The 24,071-nt window shown below is 72.3% G+C and carries 19 protein-coding genes; 13 read left to right on the forward strand and 6 right to left on the reverse strand.

Features of this window, described 5'->3' with window-relative positions; translation table 11 throughout:
• The first annotated feature begins 51 nt into the window (after positions 1-51).
• Positions 52-927, forward strand: a complete 876-nt coding sequence (locus CFK41_RS01255; protein ID WP_096798035.1) for a hypothetical protein — start codon at positions 52-54, stop codon at positions 925-927.
• Positions 928-934: 7 nt separating this feature from the next.
• Here the strand turns inward: CFK41_RS01255 and CFK41_RS01260 are convergent, their stop codons facing one another.
• From CFK41_RS01260 to CFK41_RS01285, 6 genes are all read right to left on the reverse strand, one after another.
• Positions 935-1,930, reverse strand: coding sequence for an NAD-dependent protein deacetylase (locus CFK41_RS01260; protein WP_096798036.1), 996 nt, complete (start codon positions 1,928-1,930; stop codon positions 935-937).
• Positions 1,927-2,577 carry a DedA family protein gene (locus tag CFK41_RS01265; RefSeq protein ID WP_096798037.1) on the reverse strand — a complete coding sequence of 217 codons (651 nt, stop codon included), beginning with the start codon at positions 2,575-2,577 and terminating at the stop codon, positions 1,927-1,929. The genes CFK41_RS01260 and CFK41_RS01265 overlap by 4 nt, the downstream gene beginning before the upstream one ends.
• A 104-nt stretch (positions 2,578-2,681) precedes the next feature.
• Complete coding sequence (locus tag CFK41_RS01270) at positions 2,682-3,689, reverse strand: hypothetical protein (RefSeq protein WP_096798038.1); 1,008 nt, start codon at positions 3,687-3,689, stop codon at positions 2,682-2,684.
• A gap of 135 nt (positions 3,690-3,824) precedes the next feature.
• Positions 3,825-5,927 carry a hypothetical protein gene (locus CFK41_RS01275; protein WP_096798039.1) on the reverse strand — a complete coding sequence of 701 codons (2,103 nt, stop codon included), beginning with the start codon at positions 5,925-5,927 and terminating at the stop codon, positions 3,825-3,827.
• Positions 5,924-7,237, reverse strand: a complete 1,314-nt coding sequence (locus CFK41_RS01280) for an ABC transporter substrate-binding protein (RefSeq protein ID WP_096798040.1) — start codon at positions 7,235-7,237, stop codon at positions 5,924-5,926. Before CFK41_RS01280 ends, CFK41_RS01275 begins: the two co-directional genes overlap by 4 nt.
• Before the next feature lie 38 nt (positions 7,238-7,275).
• Positions 7,276-8,589, reverse strand: coding sequence for an ABC transporter substrate-binding protein (locus CFK41_RS01285; protein ID WP_227873159.1), 1,314 nt, complete (start codon positions 8,587-8,589; stop codon positions 7,276-7,278).
• A 300-nt stretch (positions 8,590-8,889) separates the two neighbouring features.
• On the opposite strand from CFK41_RS01285, the gene CFK41_RS01290 reads away from it, so the two are divergent.
• From CFK41_RS01290 to CFK41_RS01345, 12 genes are all read left to right on the forward strand, one after another.
• Positions 8,890-10,194: an ABC transporter substrate-binding protein gene (locus CFK41_RS01290; RefSeq protein ID WP_096798042.1), complete on the forward strand. Its 1,305-nt coding sequence runs from the start codon at positions 8,890-8,892 to the stop codon at positions 10,192-10,194.
• A gap of 89 nt (positions 10,195-10,283) precedes the next feature.
• A complete protein-coding gene (locus CFK41_RS01295) occupies positions 10,284-11,222 on the forward strand; it encodes a carbohydrate ABC transporter permease (RefSeq protein ID WP_096798043.1) in 939 nt (312 codons plus the stop codon).
• Complete coding sequence (locus CFK41_RS01300; RefSeq protein ID WP_096798044.1) at positions 11,215-12,141, forward strand: carbohydrate ABC transporter permease; 927 nt, start codon at positions 11,215-11,217, stop codon at positions 12,139-12,141. Before CFK41_RS01295 ends, CFK41_RS01300 begins: the two co-directional genes overlap by 8 nt.
• A gap of 90 nt (positions 12,142-12,231) precedes the next feature.
• Positions 12,232-13,584 (forward strand): Gfo/Idh/MocA family protein, encoded by a 1,353-nt coding sequence (locus CFK41_RS01305; protein WP_096798045.1) that lies wholly within the window; start codon positions 12,232-12,234, stop codon positions 13,582-13,584.
• Positions 13,581-14,750 carry a Gfo/Idh/MocA family protein gene (locus CFK41_RS01310; protein WP_096798046.1) on the forward strand — a complete coding sequence of 390 codons (1,170 nt, stop codon included), beginning with the start codon at positions 13,581-13,583 and terminating at the stop codon, positions 14,748-14,750. The genes CFK41_RS01305 and CFK41_RS01310 overlap by 4 nt, the downstream gene beginning before the upstream one ends.
• A gap of 14 nt (positions 14,751-14,764) precedes the next feature.
• Positions 14,765-17,494, forward strand: a complete 2,730-nt coding sequence (locus CFK41_RS01315; protein WP_096798047.1) for a glycosyl hydrolase — start codon at positions 14,765-14,767, stop codon at positions 17,492-17,494.
• 309 nt (positions 17,495-17,803) lie between these two features.
• On the forward strand, positions 17,804-18,904 hold the full coding sequence (locus tag CFK41_RS01320) for an ABC transporter permease (protein ID WP_096798048.1): 1,101 nt from the start codon (positions 17,804-17,806) through the stop codon (positions 18,902-18,904).
• The gene (locus CFK41_RS01325) at positions 18,901-19,818 is read left to right on the forward strand and encodes an ABC transporter permease (protein WP_096798049.1); all 918 of its coding nucleotides are present in this window, start codon (positions 18,901-18,903) and stop codon (positions 19,816-19,818) included. The genes CFK41_RS01320 and CFK41_RS01325 overlap by 4 nt, the downstream gene beginning before the upstream one ends.
• Complete coding sequence (locus CFK41_RS01330; protein ID WP_096798050.1) at positions 19,818-20,906, forward strand: ABC transporter ATP-binding protein; 1,089 nt, start codon at positions 19,818-19,820, stop codon at positions 20,904-20,906. The genes CFK41_RS01325 and CFK41_RS01330 overlap by 1 nt, the downstream gene beginning before the upstream one ends.
• A complete protein-coding gene (locus tag CFK41_RS01335) occupies positions 20,899-21,990 on the forward strand; it encodes an ABC transporter ATP-binding protein (protein ID WP_096798051.1) in 1,092 nt (363 codons plus the stop codon). Before CFK41_RS01330 ends, CFK41_RS01335 begins: the two co-directional genes overlap by 8 nt.
• A complete protein-coding gene (locus CFK41_RS01340; RefSeq protein WP_096798052.1) occupies positions 21,987-22,238 on the forward strand; it encodes a hypothetical protein in 252 nt (83 codons plus the stop codon). The genes CFK41_RS01335 and CFK41_RS01340 overlap by 4 nt, the downstream gene beginning before the upstream one ends.
• Positions 22,235-24,052: an ABC transporter substrate-binding protein gene (locus tag CFK41_RS01345; protein WP_227873160.1), complete on the forward strand. Its 1,818-nt coding sequence runs from the start codon at positions 22,235-22,237 to the stop codon at positions 24,050-24,052. The genes CFK41_RS01340 and CFK41_RS01345 overlap by 4 nt, the downstream gene beginning before the upstream one ends.
• Positions 24,053-24,071: the final 19 nt, after the last annotated feature.

Genomic DNA, 24,071 nt, shown 5'->3' on the forward strand with positions numbered 1-24,071 from the left:
GGTGCCGCGGGCGCTGGACCACCGGCCCCGCCCGGCCGATAGTGTCGAGGGATGAGCGCCCACCCCGCCGACCGGCCCGACGGTTCCGAGACCCCCGGAGAGGTGCCCGATCTGCCGGCGGGCATCGGCGGCACGGACCCGGACCTGCCCCCGCAGCACACCTCGGAGGATCTCGCCGCCGCGGCCGCGCTGCTCACCGAGGCGCAGGGGCGGGAGCCGCTCCTCACCCTCACGGACGAGCAGATCGCTGCGCTCGACGGCTACGCGCGAGCGCAGTTCGTCGCCGCCCCATGGCTGGACGAGCACCCCGAGCAGCGGCGTCTCGCGAGCGGCATCGCCCTTCGCGCCATGGTCGCCTCAGGACAGGTGCACCAGCGCACCGAGCCCGGGACCGGCGCACCGACCTGGCGCGCGGCCCCCGAGATCACGGGCTGCCTGGTGCTGCGCCGGACCGCGCCACTGTTCACCACCGCCGAGCGCACCGTGCAGACCGAGCAGGGCCCGCAGGTGCACCGCCTGCACTGGTACGTGCACGAGGCCGGGGTGCTCGAGGAGGAGGTCTCCGCAGCGGGCCTGCACCGCTTCACCGTCCTGCCCGCCGAGGCCGCCGCCTCGCGGCTCACCGCCGTCCTCGACCCCGACCGGGTCGCCCGCGCCGGAGGCGCCCCGCTGCACGTGAGCGTCTCCGCCCTCGCCGGGCACCCGCTCGCCGAGCGCCTCGCCCGCACCCGCGCCCTGACCGTGCTGACCGTGGTGCACACCGCCGAGGGCTCGGTCCAGCAGCTCCACGCCTACGCGCTGCCCGACGCCGTGCTCACCATGGAGGCGCTCGACCCGGGCACGGAGGATCCGGAGCTCGAGTTCCGGGAGGTCGACCAGGCCGATCTGCAGGCGCTCGCGAGCGTGCTGGTGGGCCGCGCGGGCTGAGCCCTGTTCAGGCCCCGGCCCAGTCCGCCAGCACCTCCTCGATCCGGCCGTGCAGGCGCAGGGCCGCCTCCGGATCGGCGCGCGTGGGCCCGTCGTTGAGGATCACCACGGGCTTGCGCTGACGCCCGGCCGCACGCACGAAGCGCAGCCCGGACTGCACGGTCAGCGAGGAGCCCAGCACCAGCAGCGCGCTCGCCGCCTCGAGCGCGGCGAAGGCTTCGTCCACCACCTCGCGCCGCGCGGACTCCCCGAAGAACACCACGTCGGGCTTGAGGATCCCACCGCACAGCGGGCACGGCGGGTAGCGGAAGGAACTGGTGCGATCCACCTCGGCGTCCCCGTCGGGCGCCTGGGCGGCGTCGGCCGCCAGATCGGGCAGGCGCGCGGCGAGCTCGGGGTTCATCGTGAGCATCCGCGAGTGCAGGGCGGCGCGGGAGGAGAGCGTCCCGCAGCTCTGACAGCGCACCCGGTCCAGCCGTCCGTGCAGGTCGATCACGGGGGAGGAGCCAGCCGCCTGGTGCAGGCCGTCGACGTTCTGCGTGATCACGGCCGTGACCGGGAGGACCGCGGGGGACAGCGCCGCCAGCAGGAGGTGGGCCCGCCCGGGCCGGGCGCCGCGGAACTGCTCCCAGCCCACCGTCGAGCGCGCCCAGTACCGCCGTCGCGCCAGGTCGTGGCCCATGAACTCCTGGTAGGTCATGGGCGAGCGCGGCACCGCATCGCGGCCGCGATAGTCCGGCAGGCCCGAGCCGGTGGACATCCCGGCCCCGGTGAGCACCGCGACCGGTCGGTCCCGCAGCAGCTCGAGCGCGGCGGCGACCTCCTCGGGGGCGCTGCGCAGCCCGTAGTGCGCGCCCTCCATCGGCCCCCAGGCCGGCAGGCGCGGGCCGCCCCGGGTGGGGCCGGGACCGTCCAGCGGGCGGGAGGTGGCCGTCGCGAACCAGCGGCCGACGTCCGCCGCGGGACCGGCGCGGCCGGCAGGGGTGCGGGGGTCGCTGCTCACTCCTCGAGCGTAGGCGGTGCAGGCGCCCCCGGAGGGTCGCGACGGGCGCGTCGATCCCGCAGCCGACGCACCAGGAACCCCGCCCCGGCGAGCACCCCGAGCCCGCCGACGATCCACGAGTACAGCTGCACGAACCCCTCGAGGGTCTCGCCCCCGGCCTGCCCGAAGGAGTAGCCCGCGACCACGAAGACAGCATTCCAGATCCCGGACCCCAGCGCCGTGGCCAGGGCGAACAGCCATATCGGCATCCTCTCGATGCCCGCCGGGATCGAGATGAAGGTGCGCACCATCGGGACGAACCGCGCGATCATCACCGCGGGGAAGCCCCAGCGGGCGAAGAAGCGCATCGCCCCGTCGAGGTCCCGCTCCTCGAGCAGCGGGAGGCGCCGCACCGCCGCCCGCGTGCGGCGCAGCCCCAGGGCCCGCCCCACGCCGTAGACGCCGAGCCCGCCCAGCACGGAGCCGGCCGTGGTCCACAGCAGCGGCACCGCCACGGGATCGCCCTCGGCGGCGGCGCTCACCCCGGCGAAGGGCAGCAGGATCTCCCCCGGGACAGGCGGGAAGAGCGCCTCGGCGGCGATGACCAGGGCGGTGCCCGGCCCGCCGAGGAACTCCATCAGGGCCAGGGCCCATGCGGTGATGTCCACCTCCGGCTCCGTCCCGTGCGCGGTGCTGAGACGGGCAGGCTAGCGCCGCGTGATGGAGCGCAGGTGAACGGTCGGTGGCGGCGGCGGTGATCCCAGGCGGGACCTCAGGCGGGCTGCCCGACGGGCGGCGGATCGGTCGGCCCGGACAGGTCGGTCGGCACGGCGGGCTCGGCCGGGGGCTGCTCGCGCAGGCGCCGACGGGCGCGACCGCGCACCGACGCCAGCACGGCCGTGTGGACCAGCAGGATCGCCGCCGCCGCGATGCCGCCCCCGCTCATCAGGAAGGAGATCGCGACCTGACCGGCCGGGACCTTCCAGACAGCGGAGGGGATCCCCACGAGACCCGGCTGCAGGGCCGCCGCGCTCGCCGCCAGCAGGAGCAGGGCCATGACCGTCGAGGCGAGGGTCGACCAGGCGGTGGTCGCCGCGACGACCCACAGCAGGACCGCCCCCGCCGCCACGACCAGCGCGACCACCGGGTTGAAATCGGCCTCGAACCTCTGCAGGGCCGCGTACACCCCTTCGGCGTGGGCGCCGAACATCAGCGCCATCGCGATCAGCAGGCCCAGCGGCACCAGCACCAGTCCCAGGAGGGAGAGGAACCAGGGCGATCGCGGGCGGCGCCGAGCGATCGCGAGCGCCGTCCCGAGCCCGCCGAGCAGCGGACCGATCACCAGCGGGACGCCGTAGAAGAACCCGTCGAGCAGCTCGGCCGGCACGAACTCGGGACGGACGCCGTACAGCTGCAGCAGCAGGCTCGGCACCGCGGTGAGGAGCACGGCGCCGAGGCCCAGCACTCCGGCCACGATCATCCCGGCAGAGCTGGCGAGGCCGGTGACCACGATGCTCATCAGCAGCAGGATCCCCACGCCGAGGCCGAGCAGGATCTGGGTGGCCATCGGACCGTTCAGGATCTCCGGCAGGAGCGACCTCCCGCCGCCCGAGGTCGTCACGACGCGCTGCAGTCCGCTGCTCCCGAAGGAGAGCAGACCGAGCGCGACCGGGAGCACCACCAGGGCGTACAGCGTGGTCAGCAGCTTCGCGATCACTCCCGAGCCGTGGCGCGGCGGGGTCGCACGGTGGGACTGTCGCAGGGTCGGGTCGGTGCTCATGGGGCCTCCCAGGGTCGGATCGCGCGCCCGCCTCCGGGGCGGACCTCCGCGCCCGCCCCGCCGCCCTCGGCGGCGCACCGTGGCCACAGGGTAGCTCCGGCGCGGCGGTCGGCCGGGGAAGGCGGGCCGTCGTGGTCAGCGCTCCTCGCCGGGCAGCGGCCGGATCCCCTCGTGCCGGGCACCCCACTGCGGGGGCAGGCCGGGGGCGTCCGGGCCCTCGTCCCAGCCCGCCGCCATGAGGGCGAGCGCGAGGAGCGTGCCGCCGTTGGCCGGGAGGTAGGCGGGCAGGCCGGGGCGCTGCGGGAAGTGGCCCGCCGCATCGCAGCGGTTCTTGGGCGTGGGCAGCAGCAGGGCATCGACCGCCTGCTCCGGGCGGCGCAGCCGGGTCGCGGTCATCGCGAGCGCCGGATAGTCCCACCCCCAGGTCGACTCCCAGTCCCACTGCGCCAGGACGTCCTCGAGCGCGCGCTGCGCCGCCTCCTGCGGGACCGTCCCGGTGGGCGGCACCATGCCATGCGCCAGCAGGTGGGAGGGGTGATCCGAGCGCTCCATCGCCGGCCCCGACCGGAACGTGGTCAGCTCGCCCCGGTCGGTGAGCGGCGCATGGATCCGTCGCGCGATCTCGGTGAGCTCGCCGGCTCCACGGTCGCTGCGCAGATGACGCCACCGATCGGCGACGCGCAGGGCCCAGGCCGCATAGGCCAGCTCGAAGGAGGCGTCGCGGAGGGCGGCGCGGTCGCCGACGTGGCGCTCCTGGGCGCCGATGAGCGGCGGGCCGACGCCGAGGCCGTCCGCGTCCTCGCGGAGCAGGTCCACCAGGCACAGCGCCGTCTGCTCCACGACCTCCTGCAGCATCGGGTCAGCGGCGGATTCCGGGTCGGCACGCCGCAGCAGCTCGGCGAGGTGGATCGGGTGCGGCTGCTGCCACAGCAGGAAGGGACCGATGTCGCTCGGGGACTCGTGCAGGTCGGGCCCGATCTGCTTGGGCCAGCGCGCCCCGCGGCAGTGCTGGCGCGCCGCGGTCGCCCGCGCGACGGGCAGGGCCCGGCCGTAGAAGTCCAGGCTCCGTCGCAGCGAGGCGGCATCGCCCCAGACGGCGAAGTGGGCGGCATGCCACCAGTGCATCTCCAGGTGGAACTTCCCCCGCCACGAGTTCGCGAGCAGCCCGGTCTCCGCCGGGGGCAGCACCCCCGCGGCGTGCACGCGCTGGACGTAGCGGGAGAGCACCGCGCGACGCTCGAGCTCGGCGGCGCGCGGATCGTCGGCCGCCCCGAGGTCGAGCACCCCGGTCCCCTCCCAGTGCTCCGACCAGAACCGCGCCGACCGCTCCCGCACCAGGGCGGGAGCCCGGGGGCCGTCGAGGGCGGCGCTGCCCGTCGGTCGGGCCTCCGGGGGCAGCGACAGCGCAGGGACCTCCCGCGGCACCAGCTCGAGCGCCACGTCCAGCGGTCCGTCGGCCGCCGCGCCGCCCGGCACCAGGTGCACCTCGTGCGCTCCGACGGCGCGCAGCCCGGCCCCGTGCACGTGCACGTCATAGGCCAGATCGTCCAGCCGACGACGGATCACCCCGCCCTCGGGGCGGGTGCTGTGGGCTCCGGGACGGTCCCAGTCCGCGGCGAGGTCCCAGGCGGCGGATCCGTAGGGGAAGGAGAGGGCGAGCGCGAGACCGGGGGCGTCGATCCGCAGCGCGAGCGCGGCCTGCTCGGGATCGGCGGCGGTGACCACCGTGCACTCCCGCCCGCGGTAGCGGAAGCGCGAGCGGATCGTGCCGCTCCACAGCTCGAGGTGCTGGCTGGCGCCGGCGAGGTCCGCGGCCGCGGGGGAGCGGCCCGTCCCGGCATCGACCAGCGCGAAGCGCAGCAGGGAGACCTTGTGCGGGTTCTCCCGGAACCATGCCTCGGCGGGTCCGGGATCCTCGGTGCCGCCGGGCAGGTCCATGTACGCCGCCTGGCCGCGCGGGGAGGAGTAGGGCCGCAGGAGCGACTCCCACGGCGCCGGGGGCGGCTGCGGCATCGTGTGCCAGCCCCATTCCGCCATCGTGTTCAGGCGGGCCTCCGCGCTGCCCGGGCCGCACAGAGTCTGGGTGCCGGTGCGGTCCACCCCGGCGGCGAAGCTGCCGTTGCCCACCGAGAGCACGCCGTCGGACGTGCCGTTCACCCGCGGGTCGTGCCGCGAGACCACCGCGCGCCGGTCGATCCGGCCGCCGCCCGGGGCCGGGCGGGCCGATGCCCCGCTCATCCGGAGACTGCCGCGACGGCCTCGTCGTGCCAGGCCTGGGCCGCCTCCTGGGCGGTGGCATCCCCGAACAGGACGGCGTTCTGGTGGCGCGGGGTGATCTCCTGCACCGCGGTGGACCCCGCCGGCCCGATCCAGGTGGGCTTCAGCTCCATCTCGCCCAGCGCCGAGATGTACTCGACCTCCCCGCGGGCCGTCTCCGAGAGCTCCGGCAGGATCGCCCGGCGCACCGACTCCAGGGCCGGGACCCCGCGGTCGGTGAGGATGAGCCGGGCGGCCTGCGGATCGTTGATCAGGAAGCTGACCAGCGCCGCCGCCGTCTTCGGGGCCGAGCTGCGGGCGGAGATCGTGTAGAACTGCGAGGACTGCAGCCAGACCCCGCTCTCGACGGACTCGCCGGGGACCTTGACGATCTCGAGCGGGGCGCCGGAGGCCTCGCTCAGCGGGGTCAGGGAGCTGGACCAGGTGAGCATGAAGGCCGCCGCGCCGCGACCCATCAGTGTCTGCTCGGGGCCCACGTCGGTGAGCTCCACCAGCTCCTCCGCGCCGGGGGAGGCGCCGGAGTCGATGAGCGACTTCGAGTACGCGAAGAAGGCGGCGACGGTCTCGACGTCCACCCCGATCCCGCCCTCCTCGGTGTAAAGGATCTGGCCGTGCTGGCGTGCCCAGAGGTCCAGGGTGTCGTGGGTGAACACGGTGCCGGAGCCGACGGTCCCCTTCCCGGACCCCTCGCTGACCGCCTGGGCAGCCTCGGAGAAGTCCTCCCAGGTCCAGGTCTCGGGATCGGGCAGCTCGACCCCGGCCGCCTCGAGCACCGAGCGATTCACGATCATCCCGGGCGCGTTGATGCCGGTGGTGACCGCGACCTGGGTGCCGCTCACCTGGCCGTTGGTGCGGGCGCCCTCGTCCATGCCGGAGAGGTCCAGTGCGTCCTCCACGGTGGCGAGGTCCAGCAGCACCTCCCGGGCGGCGTACTCGGCGGGGTAGGCGCCGCCCATGGTGATGACGTCGGGCTCGTCCCCGGCGGCGACCGAGGTGGCCAGCTTGTCGAAGTAGCCGGAGATGTCCCCGGGCTCGGCGGCGACCGTCACCTCGGGGTGCGCCGCCACGAACAGGTCGAGGACCTCCTGGGTGGTCGCGGCCCGCTCGGGATTGCCCCACCAGGAGAAGCGCAGCGAGGGCGAGGAGTCGTCCCCCGATCCGCCGCCGGGGGAGGCGTTCGGCCCGCAGGCGGCGAGGGTCCCGGCGGCGAGCGCGCCGAGCAGGGCGGTGCGTCGTCCGGGACGTCGAGGGAACAGCGGGGCGGCGGGCATGGCGTCTCCTTCGACGACGGGCGGCGGGCGGGGCGGGCTCAGGTGCTGGGCTGCATCCCGGTGAGGGCGGAGTGGATCTCCTCGGCGACCTCCGCCGGCGGCCGCTTGCCGAAGAGGGACTCCTCGCCGAGGCGGGAGAGCTCGTCCCCGAAGCCCACGCCGGAGGCGGGCGTGACCAGCGGCGGTCGCACCACCTCCTCCTGCATCGTGCGCGCGAACTCGAGGGAGACCATCTCGTTCTCGTCCAGGACCGACTCGATCTCCGTCTGCAGCTCGGGGAAGGCGGTGACGCCGCGCTCGATCTTGAGGACCTTCGCGGCCTCCTTGTCGCGCAGCAGGAAGTCCACCAGGGTCCCGGCCCGGGTGGGATCGGCGGCCTTGGCCGAGATCGACCAGTACATCGAGGCCTTGTTGACCATCTGGTGGTCGCCGCTGGTGAGGGCCGGCAGGCGCAACAGCGTGAGCGGGGAGCCGGAGGACTTCTGGAAGGTCTGCACCTGCGTATGGAACTGCAGGTGGAAGGCGGCACGGTTGGTGCCGAAGCGGCCCTGCTCGACCCCGGCGGCGGCGTCCTCGAGCTGCTCGGAGGGGGCCGCCGTCGCTCCGGTCTGCACAAGGGTCAGCGCATGCTCGAGATAGGCGGTGATCGTCTCGACGCTGACGAGGGTCTCGTCCTCGCGGGGGAACAGCTGCTCGCCGCTCTGGCGGGCCCAGGCGCCGAGCTCGGCCGCGCCGGTGCCGAAGAAGTCGAAGCCCACCACGTCCTCGCCGGCGGTCTTCGCCCACTCGCTGACCGCGGCGGAGACCTCGGCGAAGTCGTCCCAGGTCCACGTGGTGTCCTCCGGCATCTCGACGCCGGCCTTCTCCAGGATCGTGGGATTGACGCCGACGGAGAAGATCCCGATGCCCAGCGGGGCGCCGACGAGGGTGCCGTCGGCCAGCCGGCCGGTCTCGAGCACCGCCTCGTCCATGGCGCTGAGGTCGAGCACGTCGGAGACGGTCTCGAGGTCCAGCAGCGAGGACCGGGAGCCGTAGGAGTCGATGTACGCCTCGTCCATCTGGAGCACGTCCGGGGCGTCGCCGCCGGCGAACTGGGTGGCGAGCTTGTCCCAGTAGCCGGTCCATTCGCTGTACTCGGGGGCGACCTCGATGTCGTCATGGGCGGCCGTGAACAGGTCCAGCGCCTCGCGCGTCATCCCGTTGCGCAGATCGCCGCCCCACCAGTAGATGCGGAGGGGACCACCGCCGCCTCCGCCGGAGCCTGGGGAGGCGTTGGGGCCGCAGGCGGCGAGGGCGGGAACCAGGCCCGCGGAGGCGAGGAGGGCGAGGGTGCTGCGGCGGGAGATCATCATCGATCCTTCCGGACGGGGGAGACGGCACGACCCTGAAGCGTTTCAGGGCACCGTGGGCGCGACACTAGGCGCGGCCGCCGCGCCGATGCAAGGTCGTCCCGCGGCAGGGCCTCGGGCCCGCCGCCGGCGACCGTCCCACCCGGGGTTTCCATCGTCGGCGCCCGTGATCCGAGCGTGACCGGAGACGGTTGACAAACACGCCGTCAAGCGCTTTCCTGAGGCGAGTCGCAATGGAGGATCCCTCCATTCCACAGTGCTTTAGCAGTCCTCGTCGCATGCTCGAAGATCAAAGGAGATCTGATGCTCTCTCGCCGCTCCGCCCTCTCCCTCGGCATCGCCGTCCCCGGCCTCGCCGCCCTCGCCGCCTGCGGCCCCAACGCCTCGGGAGGAACCGGTGGCGGAGGCGGCGAGGACGGCTCCGCCTCCCTCCGGCTCGCCTGGTGGGGCAACCCCACCCGTGACGAGAGCACCAAGAAGGTCGTCGAGGCGTTCAAGGAGGTCGCGCCGGAGACCACCATCGCCCTCGAGCCCGGGGAGTGGGGCGGCTACTGGGACAAGCTCGCCACCCAGGCCGCCGGCGGCGACTTCCCCGACATCGTCCAGATGGACGAGAAGTACCTCTCCGAGTACGGCGGGCGCGGCGCACTGCTCGACCTCGCCGGCGCCGGCCTGACGACCGATGACTTCGTCCCCGGCTCCGTCGAGGTGGGCGAGCTGCCGGACGTCGGCCTCGCCGCGATCAACGCCGGCCTGAACGCCTTCGCCTTCCTCATCAACCCCGTCGTGTTCAAGGAGGCCGGCGTCGAGGTCCCCGACGACACCACCTGGACCTGGGACGACCTCATCGAGACCGCCGTGAAGATCACCGAGGCCACCCCGGACGGCACCTACGGCATGACCCAGATGGGCTCCGTCCAGGGCCTGTTCCAGGTGTACGTGCGCCAGGCCGGCCAGGACCAGTACAAGGACGGCGCGGCGGGCTTCGACCTGGAGACCGCCACCGCCTGGTTCGACTGGGCCAAGAAGATCCAGGACAGCAAGGCGGGCCCCGGCGCGAGCGTCTCGGTCGAGGACTCGGCGCAGGCGATGGACCAGTCGCTGTTCGCGACCGGGAAGGTCGCGATGACCGTGGCCTGGTCCAACCAGGTCGTCGCCCACGACGGGCTGGTCCCCGAGGGCGTGACCGTGCTGCGGCCGCCGTCGATGTCCGGCTCCGCCGCGGAGGCGCAGCTCTGGTACAAGGCCTCGATGTACTGGGCCGTCTCCTCCACGACGAAGAGCCCCGAGGCCGCCGTGGCCTTCGTGGACTACCTCGTGAACTCGCCCGACGCCGGCAAGGTCCTCTCCGTCGAGAGGGGCGTGCCCGGCAACCTGACGGTGCGCGAGGCGATCGTGCCGGACCTGGACGAGGCGAACACGAAGGCCGTGGACTACCTCGAGTCCATCGAGTCGGAGCTCGGCTCCGCTCCCGAGATCACCCCGCAGGGCGGCGGACAGTTCGAGGACATCCTCACCCGTGCCTGCGAGGACATGCTGTTCGGCAACCTCACCCCGGCCGAGGCCGCCCAGCGGTTGATCGACGAGCTCACCGCCGCGATCGGCTGAGCCACCTGCCACCCCGGCGCCCGTCCGGGCGAGGGACACGCCCCTCGCCGGACGGGCGCCGGGTGACCGACGAAGAAGGGAAGTAGCCAATGAGTGCGGTGGGAGAACTCGCCTCCATCGTGTCCAACCGCCATAAGGGCGGCGCGAAGGAGAAGCACCCCGACAACAAGTCGGCGCTGGTGTTCATGACGCCGTGGCTGATCGGGCTGGTGGGGATCACGCTGATCCCCATGGTCGCCTCGTTCGCGCTGGCGTTCACGGATTACAGCCTGCTGGCCCCGCCGAAGTTCGTGGGGCTGGACAACATCACGAAGATGATCGGCGACACCCGCCTGCACAACTCGCTGGTGGTCACGTTCATCTACGTGTTCGTGGGCGTCCCCCTGCAGCTGATCGCGGCGCTGATCCTGGCCGTGCTGCTGAACCAGGGCATGAAGGGGCTCTCCTTCTACCGCTCGGTGTTCTACCTGCCCTCGCTGCTGGGCGGCTCGGTCGCGATCGCGATCCTGTGGCGCCAGATGTTCGGTGCGAACGGCCTGATCAACCAGCTCGGCGGGATGCTCGGCTTCGAGAACCTGCCCGGGTGGGTCTCCAACCCGGACACGGCGCTGGGCACGATCATCCTGCTGCACGTGTGGACCTTCGGGTCCCCGATGATCATCTTCCTCGCGGGCCTGCGGCAGATCCCGGAGATGTACTACGAGGCCGCGTCCGTGGACGGCGCCTCGAAGCTCGCGCAGTTCTTCCGGATCACGGTCCCGCTGCTCACCCCGATCATCTTCTTCAACGTGGTGCTCCAGGTGATCAACGCGTTCCAGTCCTTCACGCAGGCCTTCGTGGTCTCGGGCGGGACCGGCGGACCGTCGGACTCGACGATGTTCTACACGCTGTACCTGTACCAGAAGGGGTTCGCCCAGTTCGACATGGGCTACGCCTCCGCGATGGCCTGGCTGCTGCTGATCATCGTCGCGATCTTCACCGCCATCAACTTCTTCGTCTCCAAGTTCTGGGTGTTCTACGATGACTGATCTTCAGAGCAAAGCCCCCGCCTCCGGCCCCGCCGCGTCCTCGGACGCCGCCGGCTCCGCCTCGGCGCGCGTCGCCCCCAGGGCCCGGCCCCGCCGCCTGGTGAGCCGCTCGATCCGCCACCTGATCATGATCGTGGCCAGCCTGGTGATGATCTATCCGCTGCTGTGGATGGTCGTCTCCTCGCTGCGGCCGAACGAGGAGATCTTCCGCAACCCGGGCCTGTTCCCGGTGAGCCTGGACTTCTCGAACTACCAGCGCGGCTGGGAGTCCCTCGCGCAGCCCTTCTCGCACTACCTGATGAACTCCACGCTGCTCGTGCTGGGCTGCGTGGTCGGCAACCTCATCGCCTGCTCGCTGACCGCGTACGCCTTCGCGCGACTGCGGTTCTGGGGTCGCAACATCGCCTTCGCGGTCATGCTGATGACGCTGATGCTGCCCATCCACGTGGTGATCGTGCCGCAGTACATCCTGTTCAGCCAGACCGGCTGGGTGAACACGATGCTGCCGCTGATCCTGCCGAAGTTCCTGGCCACGGATGCGTTCTTCGTGTTCCTCATGGTCCAGTTCATCCGCGGCATCCCGCGGGAGCTCGATGAGGCCGCGCGCATCGACGGCTGCGGTCACTTCCGGATCTTCTTCCAGGTGATCCTGCCGCTCATGCTGCCGGCCCTGGCGACCACCACGATCTTCACCTTCATGTGGATGTGGAACGACTTCTTCGGCTCCCTCATCTACCTCACGAGCCCGGACAACTTCACCGTCCCGCTCGCGCTGAAGTCGTTCCTGGACACCCAGGGCTCCTCCGACTGGGGCGCCATGTTCGCCATGTCGGTGGTCTCCCTGATCCCGCTGTTCCTGGTGTTCCTCTTCGGCCAGCGTTTCCTGGTCAAGGGCTTCGCCACGACCGGCATCAAGTAGTCCCCCCCCCGGATCCGTCGGCCGGCCGCAGTCCGCCGGCCGACGGGCCCGTCCCGCTCGCCTCACCACCACTGCCACGGAAGAAGCTCCATGCCCACGCGTTATGCCCTGATCGGTTCCGGCCACCGCGCCCAGATGTACCTCGACGCGATCGCCGGCCCGCACGCCGACGTCGCCGAGCTGGTGGCCCTCCTGGACGTGAACCCCGCCCGGCGCGAGTTCCACCGCGACCGGATCCCGGCCTTCGCGGACGTGGTCCTGGCCGGCCCGGACGAGCTCGAGGACGTCATCCGCGAGCAGCGTGTGGACCGGGTGATCGTCACCAGCGTGGACCGCCTCCACGCAGAGCACGTGGTGCGCTCCCTCGAGGCGGGGGCCGACGTGGTCGTCGAGAAGCCGCTGACCATCGATGCGCCCTCGGCCCGCGCCATCCAGGACGCGATCGACCGCACCGGCCGCAGCGTGGTGGTGACCTTCAACTACCGCTACAGCCCGCGCAACACGGCGCTGCGGCAGGTCATCGCCTCGGGCGAGATCGGTGAGGTCGTCTCGGTGACCTTCGAGTGGGTGCTGGACACCCAGCACGGCGCGGATTACTTCCGCCGCTGGCACCGCGACAAGACCAACTCCGGCGGCCTGTTCATCCACAAGGCCGCGCACCACTTCGACCTCGTGAACTGGTGGATCGCCGACACCCCCGCACGGGTCTACGCCCGCGGCGGGCTGCGGTTCTACGGGGCCGACGCCGCCGCCGAGCGCGGCCAGGCCGCACTGCCCGAGCGCGGCACCCACGACGGCGCGCACGATCCCTTCGAGCTGGACCTCCGCTCCGACGAGCGCCTCGAGGCGCTCTACCTCCAGGCAGAGAAGCACGACGGCTACCAGCGCGACCGCTCCGTGTTCGACGCCGGCATCACCGCCGAGGACAACCTCACCGCGCTCGTGGACTACTCCCGCGGCGCGACCCTCACCTACGCCCTGAACGCCCACAGCCCCTGGGAGGGCTACCGGGTCGCGATCAACGGCACCGCGGGCCGGGCGGAGCTCGAGGTGGTCGAGCGCGCCGAGGTGGTCGCCAAGGGGGAGGACGGCCGTGCGCACGTCGACCCCAGCGCCGTCGCCGTGACCACCGATGACGCCGGTGTGCGCGAGCGCGGCGAGCGGCTGGTCGTCCAGACCCACTTCGCCCCGGCCCGTGAGGTGGAGATCCCCGAGGGCGTGGGCGGGCACGGCGGCGGCGACGCCCTGCTGCTGCGCGACGTGTTCGTGGGCGCGGTCGAGGACGAGCTGGGCCGACCCTCCGACCACCGCGACGGCCTGCGCGCGATCTCCGTGGGGATCTGCGGCAACGAGTCCCTGGCCACCGGCCTACCCGTCGACGTCCGGGAGTTCCTGGGCCTGGACCTCGCCCGCGAGGAGACCCCCGCGGGAGCCGCCCGATGAGCCCTGTCCGCGTCGCCCTGATCGGCACCCGCGGCTTCGGCGCCGTCCACCTGCGCGGCCTCGAGCGTCTCGAGGCGGCCGGGACCGCCCGCCTGGTGGGCGTGGTCGACGTGGCCGAGCCGTCCGCGGAGCTGGCCGCGATCCACCACCGCAGCCTCGGCGACCTGCTCGCCGCGGTGCCGGAGGAGGACCGACCCGAGATCGTCGTGATCGCCACCCCGATCGGCACCCACGTGCCGCTCGCGACCGAGGCGCTCGACGCCGGCCTCGACGTCTACCTCGAGAAGCCGCCGGTGCCCGCGCTCGCGGACCATCGGCCGCTGCTCGAGGCGGCGGATGCCGCGGGCCGCTCGGTGCAGGTGGGCTTCCAGGCCCGCGGCGGCGCCGGCGTGGACCTGCTGCGCCGCGAGGTCGCCGAGGGCTCGCTGGGAACGGTCGACGCCGTGCACGTCTACGGCGCCTGGCAGCGGGACCGCGCCTACTACGCCCGCTCGGCCTGGGCCGGCAAGCGCCGGATGGACGGCCGACGCGTGGCCGACGGCGTGGCCACCAACCCGCTCGCGCACGCCGTGCACGCGGGCCTCGCGATCGCCGGGATCGACGAGGTCGAGGACATCGCGCAGGTCACCACCGAGCTGCGTCGCGCCCACGACATCCAGGCCGACGACACGACGTTCCTGCGCATCGACCCCGTCGGTCAGGGCCCGTCGGTGGTGTGCGCGCTGACCACCACCTCGCCGCAGCAGGAGAGCCCCTGGGTCGAGATCAGCGGCACGGAGGGCACCCACCGGCTCCTGTACACGGAGGACCGTTCCGTGCGCACCGCGCCCGACGGGACGAGCGAGGAGCTGGTCCACGAGCGGGCGGGCCTCCTGGAGAACCTCATCGCCCATGTGCGCGACCGGCGGGTCCCGCTGCTGTCCTCGCTCGCCTCCACCGGCGTGTTCAGCGCCGTGCTGGAGGCGATCCAGTCCGTCCCGGATCCGCTGCCGATCCGCAGCGGCGTGACCTGGGTGGGGGAGGGCGAGGCCGGGCACCCGGTCGTCGAGGACATCGAGGCGGTCCTGCTCGAGGCGCTCCGCGCCGGGCGCCCCTTCAGCGAGCTCGGCGTGAGCTGGGCGGAGCCGGACGCCGTGCAGCGCTGGAGCCCGCCCGCCACCTCCTGACCCCGGAAGCTGTCATGACCTCCACCCCCGGTCCGCACCACCACCCGCTCGAGACCGACGGCGCGCCCGAGCAGCCCGCCCGGGTGCCGGCGACGGGCCGGGTCCCGCACACCGCTGCCGACGTGCTCGGCGCGCTCGCCGCGCCGGACCCGGCGGCGCGGCCCCTGATGCGCTGGTGGTGGTTCGGTCCGGACGTGGACCGGGCGGAGCTGGACCGCGAGCTCGAAGCGATGGCGGCCGCCGGCCTCGGCGGGGCGGAGGTGGCCCTGGTCCATCCGCTGCGGCCGGGATCGCCGGAGTACCTCTCCGACGAGGTGCTGGGCCATCTGCGCCACGCCGCGGAGCGGGCTCGCGCGCTCGGGCTGCGGCTGGATGTGACGCTGGGCAGCGGATGGTCCTACGGCGGCGCGCACATCGGCCCCGAGCACGCCGCGCGCCGCCTGCGCTGGGAGCGTCGGGACCTCGGCCCGGAGGCGCTGAGCTGGGAGCTCACCCCGTCCTGGCCCGGGGATCAGCTGGTCTCGGTCCACCTCGGTGAGGGCCTGCCGCCCAGCGGCTGGGAGCTGCTCGCCCTCGAGGACGGCCGGCTAGAGGTCCCCGTCGGCCGGGGCCCCCGCACCCTGCTCATCGCCTGGTCGGAGGTGACCGGCCAGCAGGTCAAACGCGCCGCGGCAGGGGCCGAGGGCCCCGTCGTGGACCATCTCAGTGCCGATGCCGTGCGCCACCACCTCGACGTGGTGGGCGGTGCGGTGCTCGGCGCGGTCCCCGCCGAGCTGCTCGGCTCCGTGTTCAGCGACAGCCTCGAGGTGTACCGGGCGGACTGGACCGCGGGGCTGCCGGAGCACTTCCGCCGGCGGCGCGGATACGACCTGCTGCCGCTGCTGCACCTGCTGGAGGTGCGCGGCCCCGGTGCCGAGGATCTCCGCGAGGACTACGGCCGCACCCTCTCGGAGCTGGTCGAGGAGGGCTTCGTGGCGACCTGCTGCCGCTGGGCCGAGGAGCACGGGGTCCGCTTCCGCCTCCAGGGCTACGGCCAGCCGCCCATCACCCTCTCCGCCCAGCGCGGAGCGCATCTCATCGAGGGGGAGGGGGCGGGCTGGACCTCCCTGACGCAGTCCCGCTGGGCGTCCTCCGCCGCGCACCTGGACCGGCGCGAGGTGGTCTCCAGCGAGGTGTGGACCTGGGTGCACTCGCCGTCCTTCCGCGCGACGCCGCTGGACCTGCTGGGAGAGGCGCACGAGCATCTTCTGCTGGGGATCACCCACTTCGTGGGGCACGGCTGGCCCTACTCCGCCCCGGACGTGGAGGGGCTCGGCTGGACGTTCTACGCCGCCGGGGCGCTGGATGACCGCAACGCCTGGTGGCCCGCGATGCCCGCGCTGACCGCCGCCCTCACCCGCCTCGGCGCGGCGATGCGGCTCGGCGAGCCCGGCGCGGACGTCGCCGTGCTCCTCCCGTACGTCGACGTGCGTGCCGCCCGCGGCAGCGGCCACGACCTGTGGGCCGCGTGCCGGGCGCACATCGGCGAGCAGCTCCCGGCCGTGATCCGACGGGCCGGTTACGACCTCGACCTGATCGACGACGACGCCCTGCCGGACCTCGACCCCTCCCGGTACCCGGTGGTGGTGCTGCCGCGCCTGTCCCGCCTCCCCGCCGCGACGACGGCCTGGCTGGACCGGGTGCGGGAGGCCGGCGGCGCCGTGCTCTCGGTCGAGTCCCCGGCCTATCCGGCGGGCATCCCCGTGCGCCTGGCCTCGGACGCGCGGGCCGACGGGCACCTCGTCGACCATGCGACCCTCTCGATGGCGGGGGCCGCGAACGACGGGGCCGACGGGGGAGGGGACAGCGCCCTCGCCGCCGCCCTGCGCGCCGTGCTGCCGCCGCCGCTGCAGCTGACGGGCGACGGCGGCGAGGTGGGCACCGTGCGCCGCCGCCTCTCGGGCGCGGACCTGCATCTGCTGGTCAACACCGGGCCGACGCGCCGCGCGGTGGAGGTGTCGCTGCGGGAGCCGCGCGCCGCGCTGAGCCTCCACGACCCCGCCGACCCCGAGGGCGGCGCCGCCCGCCCGCTCCCGCCCGACGGGGCGAGGATCGAGCTTCACCCCTACCAGGCGCTCCTCCTGCTCGCCGCCGACGAGGCGCTGGTGGGACCGGTCCTGCCCGGCGAGCCGGGCCCGTCGGCCGACCTCGCAGCACAGCCGCCGATCCCGCTGGACGGTCCGTGGACCGCCGCGCACCCCGGCGAGCAGCCGCGCCCGATCACCCTGCCCCACCTCCTGGTCGGCGCCGAGGCGGCGGAGACGAGACCACTCCTGCTCGAGACCGAGGTGACCCTCGACGAGCAGGCCGCGCAGGGACCGCTCGTGCTCGACCTCGGTGAGGGCGCCCCGCTCCCGGCCGCGGGCGGCGGCAGCGGCTACCGTGCCCTGCTCGAACCACCGCTGCGCGAGATCGCCGTGGTCGAGGTGGACGGCGAGGAGGTGGGGCTGCTGTGGCGGCACCCGTACCGGATCGACCTCACCGGCCGGCTCCGCGCCGGCACCACGCGGCTCGGCCTGCGGATCCACGGCACCACCGCCGCGGCCGCCGCCGCGCCGGAGAACGCCGAGCCGGCGGCGGCCCAGGTGGCCGCCGCGCGGGAGGCCTACGGCGAACGCTTCCAGATGCAGGAGCTCGAGCGGATGCTCGACGGCGTCGCGATCGGCCTGGGGACCGTGCCGGTGCTGCGACGTCACGCCGACTGAGCGACCGCTCGGTCCCGGTCCCGCACAGGGCACCGTGCGCGGACCGAGCACGCCCTCGCGGCGGCTTAGAAACTTGCACCAGCACCATCGCGCCTCCCGCGCGAATCGTGCCGTGCGCAGGAGACTGTGTGTCACGATCGCGCAACGGAGCGTCCGCGGTGCCTGAGGTCGGGGCGCCCCTTGTCAAGATCGCAGCAGGCAGTGCCCGCTGAGCAGATCTGCTCGAATCGTTACCTGAAAATCCACGTTCGCGCACTCGATATGTGATTAGTGTTCCCTCGAGCACCGTCGCTTCCCCCGAGGAGAGAAATGACCGCTGGAGTGTCGACCCCCGACGCCCGACCCGGGCCCCGCCCGGCCGCGCGCCCGAAACCCTCGATCGGGCACCGCATCTATCACTCGTTCGTGCTGCGGCGCCTGCTGCGCTCGATCTTCGTGATCTGGGTGGTCGCCTCCGGGGTGTTCCTCATGGTGCGCCTGCTGCCCGGCAACCCGGTGGACGTCTACATCAACCAGCAGATCGGCCTGTACGGCAAGAGCTACGACCAGGCGGCCGCCGAGGCGCAGAACTACTTCCGCTTCGATCCCTCGACCCCGATCTGGCGCCAGTACATCGACTATCTGGCCGGCTTGCTGCACGGCGACATGGGCACCTCGATCGCGACGCCCGGCGTCACGGTGACGGAGAAGATCGCCCAGTACCTGCCGTGGACGCTGTACAGCGTGGGCCTGGCCCTGCTGATCTCGATCTCCATCGGCCTGATCCTCGGCATGATCATGGCGTACCGCCGCGGCGGCATCATCGACCACGCCGTCTCGATCATCGGCAGCGGCTTCCACGCGATCCCCAACTACCTGCTGGCGATCCTCATCGTGGTGGTCGGCGCCGTCCAGCTGGGCGTCATCGACTACACCCGCATGCGCGGCAACGTCTCCCCGGGCGTCACCCCGGAGCTGTCCTTCCGGTTCCTCTCGGACATCGGGTACCACGCGACGCTGCCGATGATCACCTACATCCTCACCACCGTGGGGACCTGGGCGCTGATCATGAAGGCCTCCACCACCCAGGTGCTCGGCGAGGACTACGTGACCGTCGCGAAGGCGCGCGGCCTCAAGGAGTCCCGCATCCAGACCAACTACGTCGGCCGCAACGCCCTGCTGCCGCTGATCGCGCAGATCGCGACCCAGGCCGGATTCATCGTGGGCGGCGCGATCTTCGTCGAGCAGACCTTCTCCTACGAGGGCGTCGGCCTGCTGCTGTTCGAGTCGATCAACTCGCGTGACTACCCCACCATCCAGGGCGTGCTGCTGGTCGTGACCATCACGGTCGTGCTCGCGAACCTCGCCGCCGACCTCGTCAACGCCGCGCTCGACCCGCGGATCCGCCTCGGAGAAGGAGGTGCGGCATGACCGCCACGTCACCCCCGGTCAGCACCGACCCGGGCGTCCCGGTCCCCGCGAAGGCCGCCGGCGTCAGCCCGCTGCGCCGCCTGCTGAACGAGCTCACCCGCAGCACCTCGGGCTTCATCGGGCTCCTGCTGGTCCTGCTCATCCTGCTGATCTCCCTGGTGGGGCCGCTGATCATGGGCACCCACGTGGCCGGGGATCCGGCCCGCGCCTGGGAGGCCCCCAGCGGCGAGCACTGGCTGGGGCTCGAGGGCGCCGGCAAGGACACCCTCCACCTCCTGGTCACCGGCGGTCGCACGGTGCTGATGGTCGGCTTCCTCGCCGCCGCCATCACCACCGTGATCGCCGTGGCGATCGGCTCGCTGGCCGGCTACTTCGGCGGCCGCTTCGACGCCGTGATGCTGCAGCTGACCGACATCGTGATGACGGTGCCGCAGATCGTGCTGCTGGCCGTGGTGGGTGCCTTCTACAAGCTGGACTCGCCGATGCTGCTCGCCGTGATCATCGGCGTGCTGAGCTGGCCGGTGCTGATGCGCTCGATCCGCGCCCAGGTGCTCTCCCTCAAGGAGCGCGAGTTCGTCGAGGCGGCGCAGCTGCTCGACGTGGGCTGGGTGCGCATCGTGTTCGGGGAGATCGTCCCCAACATGGCCAGCTACATCCTCATCAACTTCATCATCGCGGTCACCAACGCGATCTACGCGATGGTGGGCCTCTACCTGCTGGGTCTCGCCCCGCAGAAGGGCAGCAACTGGGGAATCATGATCAACGACGCGTGGACCAAGGGCGCGATGTTCAACCCCGACGCGATGCCGTACATCATCGCGCCGGTCACGATGATCGTGCTGCTCCAGCTGGGCCTGATCCTCCTGACCCGCACCCTCGAAGAGATCCTCAACCCCCGACTGAGGGACCGCTGATGAACGAGACCACGCAGAACCCCCAGCCCGCCCCGACCCCGCAGAACGCCCAGGGGGAGCCCGTGCTCTCCGTGCGCGACCTCGAGGTCGCCTACCGCACCGGCAAGGACAGCAGGGTCCGCGCGCTGCGCGGGGTCAGCTTCGACCTCCACCCCCAGAGCTCGCTCGCCCTGGTCGGGGAGTCCGGCAGCGGGAAGACGACGCTGGGCCTCGCCCTGCTGCGCCTGCTGCCCACCCTCGGCGAGATCACCAGCGGCTCCGTGGAGTTCACCGGGGAGGACGGCCGGAAGCGGGATGTCACCGCGATGACCGCCTCCCAGCTGCGTCGCTGGCGCTGGTCCGAGGCGGCCATGGTGTTCCAGGGCGCGCAGAACGCCTTCAACCCGGTGCTCACGATCGGCCAGCAGATGGCCGACACCCTCAAGGACCACTCCCCGGGCCGGATCGGCCGCCGGGAGATCCTCGAGCGCTCCGCCGAGGCCCTCCGCTCCGTGCGCCTCGAGCCCCGGCGCGTGCTGAGCAGCTACCCGCACGAGCTCTCCGGCGGCATGAAGCAGCGCGCCCTCATCGCCACCGGCCTGCTCCTGCGCCCGCGCCTGCTGGTGCTGGACGAGCCGACCACGGCGCTGGACATCCTCACCCAGCGCACCGTGATCGACCTGCTCGCGGAGCTGCGCGAGGAGTACGGGTTCGCGATGATCTTCATCTCTCACGACCTTGCGCTCGCCGCGGAGCTCGCCGACCGCGTGGTGACGATGTACGCCGGGAAGGTCATCGAGACCGGATCCACCCAGGACATCTTCACCGCACCGAAGCACCCGTACACGTCCAAGCTGATCAACGCGGTGCCGCCGGTGACCGGCGACCTGCCGGAGCTGGCCTCCATCCCCGGGGCGCCGCCGTCGCTCGCGACCCTGCCCCCCGGCTGCGCCTTCGCGCCCCGCTGCGAGCTCGCCACCGACGAGTGCCGGCAGGTCGAGCCCGAGCTGATCACCCTCACCGAGCGGCCGAAGGACATGACCCACGCCGCCGCCTGCATCCATCACGATCAGGTCCACCACGAACGGAAGGTGATCGCGCGTGCCTGAGACCACCCCCGACCCCTCGGCCCGTCCCGCCGCCCCGCTCATCGAGCTCGACGGCGCCTCGCAGGTCTTCCACGTCAAGGGCAAGGACCTCCCCGCGGTCTCCGACGTCTCGCTGAGCGTCGGAGCGGGCGAGGTGCTGTGCCTGGTCGGCGAGTCCGGCAGCGGGAAGACCACCACCGCCCGCCTCGCCGCGGGCCTCGCCTCGCCGACCTCCGGAGCGGTGCGCTACGAGGGCAGGGACCTCACCGAGATGACCCGTGCGGAGCGCCGCGAGTACCGGCGCGCCGTGCAGTACATCCACCAGGATCCCTACGCCTCCCTCAACCCGATCCGCTCGGTGCGCAGCACGCTGTCCATCCCGCTGCGGAAGCATGGCCTGGCGAAGACCACCGCCGAGGTGGACCGACGGGTCGACGAGCTGCTGACCACGGTGGACCTCACCCCGCCGGAGAGCTACAGCGGGAAGTTCCCGCACCAGATGTCCGGCGGTCAGCGCCAGCGCGTGTCCGTCGCCCGAGGGCTCACCCTCTCGCCGCGGCTGCTCATCGCGGACGAGTCCACCTCGATGCTCGACGTGTCGATCCGGGTGAGCCTGCTGAACATGCTCACCAAGCTCCGCAAGGAGGAGGGCGTCGGCTTCATCTACATCACCCACGACCTGGCGCTCGCGAAGTACTTCGCGTGGGAGGGCCGCACGGCGGTGATGTACCTGGGCAAGATCGTCGAGGTGGGCCCCACCCAGCAGGTCATCAACAACCCGCAGCACCCGTACACCAGGGCGCTGCTGGACGCGGTCCCCGAGCCCGACCCGGAGCTCGCCGCGCAGAAGAAGGCCGGGGGAGGCCTGCTCAGCGCGGACATCCCCAGCCTGTCCGACCTCCCCACCGGGTGCACCTTCCACCCGCGCTGCCCTCTCGCGCAGGACCGCTGCCGCGAGGTCGTCCCGACCCTCCAGCCCGTCCCCGGCGACGTCGTCCAGGACGTCGCCTGCATGGTCGTGACGGATCCCGGGGCCGACGGGAGGCCGACGGCCGCCGCAGCCGGCACCACCGGCGGCGGGGGCGGAGGGGGTGGTGTCCCGTGATCGACACCGCCACCCGGGCGCTGCTGTCCCTCGGCTGCTTCGTGGGGGTCGGCTCGGCCCTCATGATCCCGCTGACCGCACCCGGAACCGGCGAGCGGGTCGTGAGCATCCTCGCGCTCCTGCTCGGCACAGGCATCGTCGTCGGCTCCGTGGCCGCACGACGACTCAGTGAGAGACGACGCCACCGCGATGGAGCGATGGCCGACCTGATCGACGACCCCGTCGTCACAACCAAGGAGAACTCATGAGCATGAACTGGACCCGACGCGACCTCCTCAAGACGGTGGGTCTGACCACCGCCGTCGGTGCGGGCATGGTCGCCTGCGCCCCGGCCGAGCCCGAGGGCGGCGGCAGCGGCGAGGGCGGGGCCGCCACCGCCTTCCACGGCGCCTGGCCGTACATGGCCGCCCCCGAGGGGCACTTCAACTTCGCCGCGCAGCCCTATGCGGGCGTGCCGACCGTCATCCTCGGCGACGGCCCGTACCGCGATCTGCTGGTGCCGCCGTCGGCCCTGTGGCTGTGGAAGGACAAGAAGTGGGAGTACCTCCTCGCGGAGTCCCATGAGCTCGATGCCAGCGGCGGAACCCTCACCGTGAAGATCAAGCCCGATCTGACGTGGAGCGACGGCTCGGCGCTGACCTCGCAGGACTTCCTGACCACGTTCTACGTGCAGTTCATCCAGCGCGCTGCCTCGTGGGACTTCATCACCGGCCTCGAGGCCCCGGACGACACGACCGTCGTGGTCAACTTCGAGAACCCCCCGGCCGTGCTCGAGCGCTACGTGCTCAAGAGCAACATCCTCTCCACCGCGCAGTACGGCGAGTGGGGCGATCGGGCGAAGGCGATCGTCGAGGCCGGCGGGTCGATGGACGAGGGCGACGGCGAGAAGCTCGGCACCGACTTCCAGGCCTTCAAGCCCGAGAACGTGATCGTCTCCGGTCCCTACGACTTCGACTACGACACGATCACCAACACCCAGCTCACGCTGGTGCGCAACAAGACCGGCTACGGGGCCGACAAGGTCACCTTCGACAACCTGGTCATGTACAACGGCGAGACCACCGAGATCACCTCGCTCGTGCAGTCCGGGGACGTCGACTACGCGACCCACGGCTTCGCCCCGGCCTCGGAGAAGCCCTTCGAGTCCGCCGGCTACACGATCCTGCGCCCGCCGGTGTACTCGGGACCGGCCCTGTACCTCAACCAGGACCGATTCCCGGAGTTCGCCGATGTGCGCACCCGCAAGGCCTTCGCCTACCTCCTGGACCGCGCGACGATCGGCCAGATCGCCCTCGCGGAGTCGGGCAAGGCCGTGGTGAACATGGTCGGCTTCTCCGACAACTTCGTCGACGATTGGCTGACCGACGAGGTCAAGGGCAAGATCGAGAAGTACGAGCTCGATCTCGAGAAGGCCACCTCGCTCCTCGAGGAGGCGGGCTGGACGAAGGACGGCGACGCCTGGAAGACCCCCGAGGGCAAGGCCGCCGCGTACGAGATCCAGTTCCCGCAGACCTACGCGGACTGGTCGGCGGCCGGCAAGAACGTCGCCGAGCAGTTCGGCGAGTTCGGCATCTCGGTGACCGCCCGCGGGCTCGACGACAAGCAGGCCCCGATCGACGTCGACAAGGGCGACTTCGAGATGGCGATGCAGGCCTGGGGCTCCTCCGCCCACCCGCACCCGCACTTCTCCTTCGTGCAGGACCTCTTCGTGCACAACATCCCGATCGCGAAGAACCAGGGCGGCAAGGGCTATGGCTTCCCGCTGCAGGACGTCGAGACCTCCGCCGGGACGGTGGACCTCGAGAAGATCGTCACCGAGTCCGGTGAGGGCCTCGACGTCGAGGACCAGAAGAAGAACGTCTCCGTCGCGGCACTGGCGTTCAACGAGCTGCTCCCGATCATCCCGCTCTTCGAGCGGTACGGGAACAACCCCGCGCTCGAGGGCGTGCGGGTGCAGGGCTTCCCGAAGGACGGGGACCCGATCCTCGAGAACGCGCCGTACGCGGACAACTTCGTGGTGCTGAAGATGTTCCGCGGCGAGATCACCCCCGTCGAGGGCTGATCGCGCCGCCGCAGCCCCG

This window comes from Brachybacterium ginsengisoli (genome assembly GCF_002407065.1).
GTDB lineage: Bacteria > Actinomycetota > Actinomycetes > Actinomycetales > Dermabacteraceae > Brachybacterium > Brachybacterium ginsengisoli.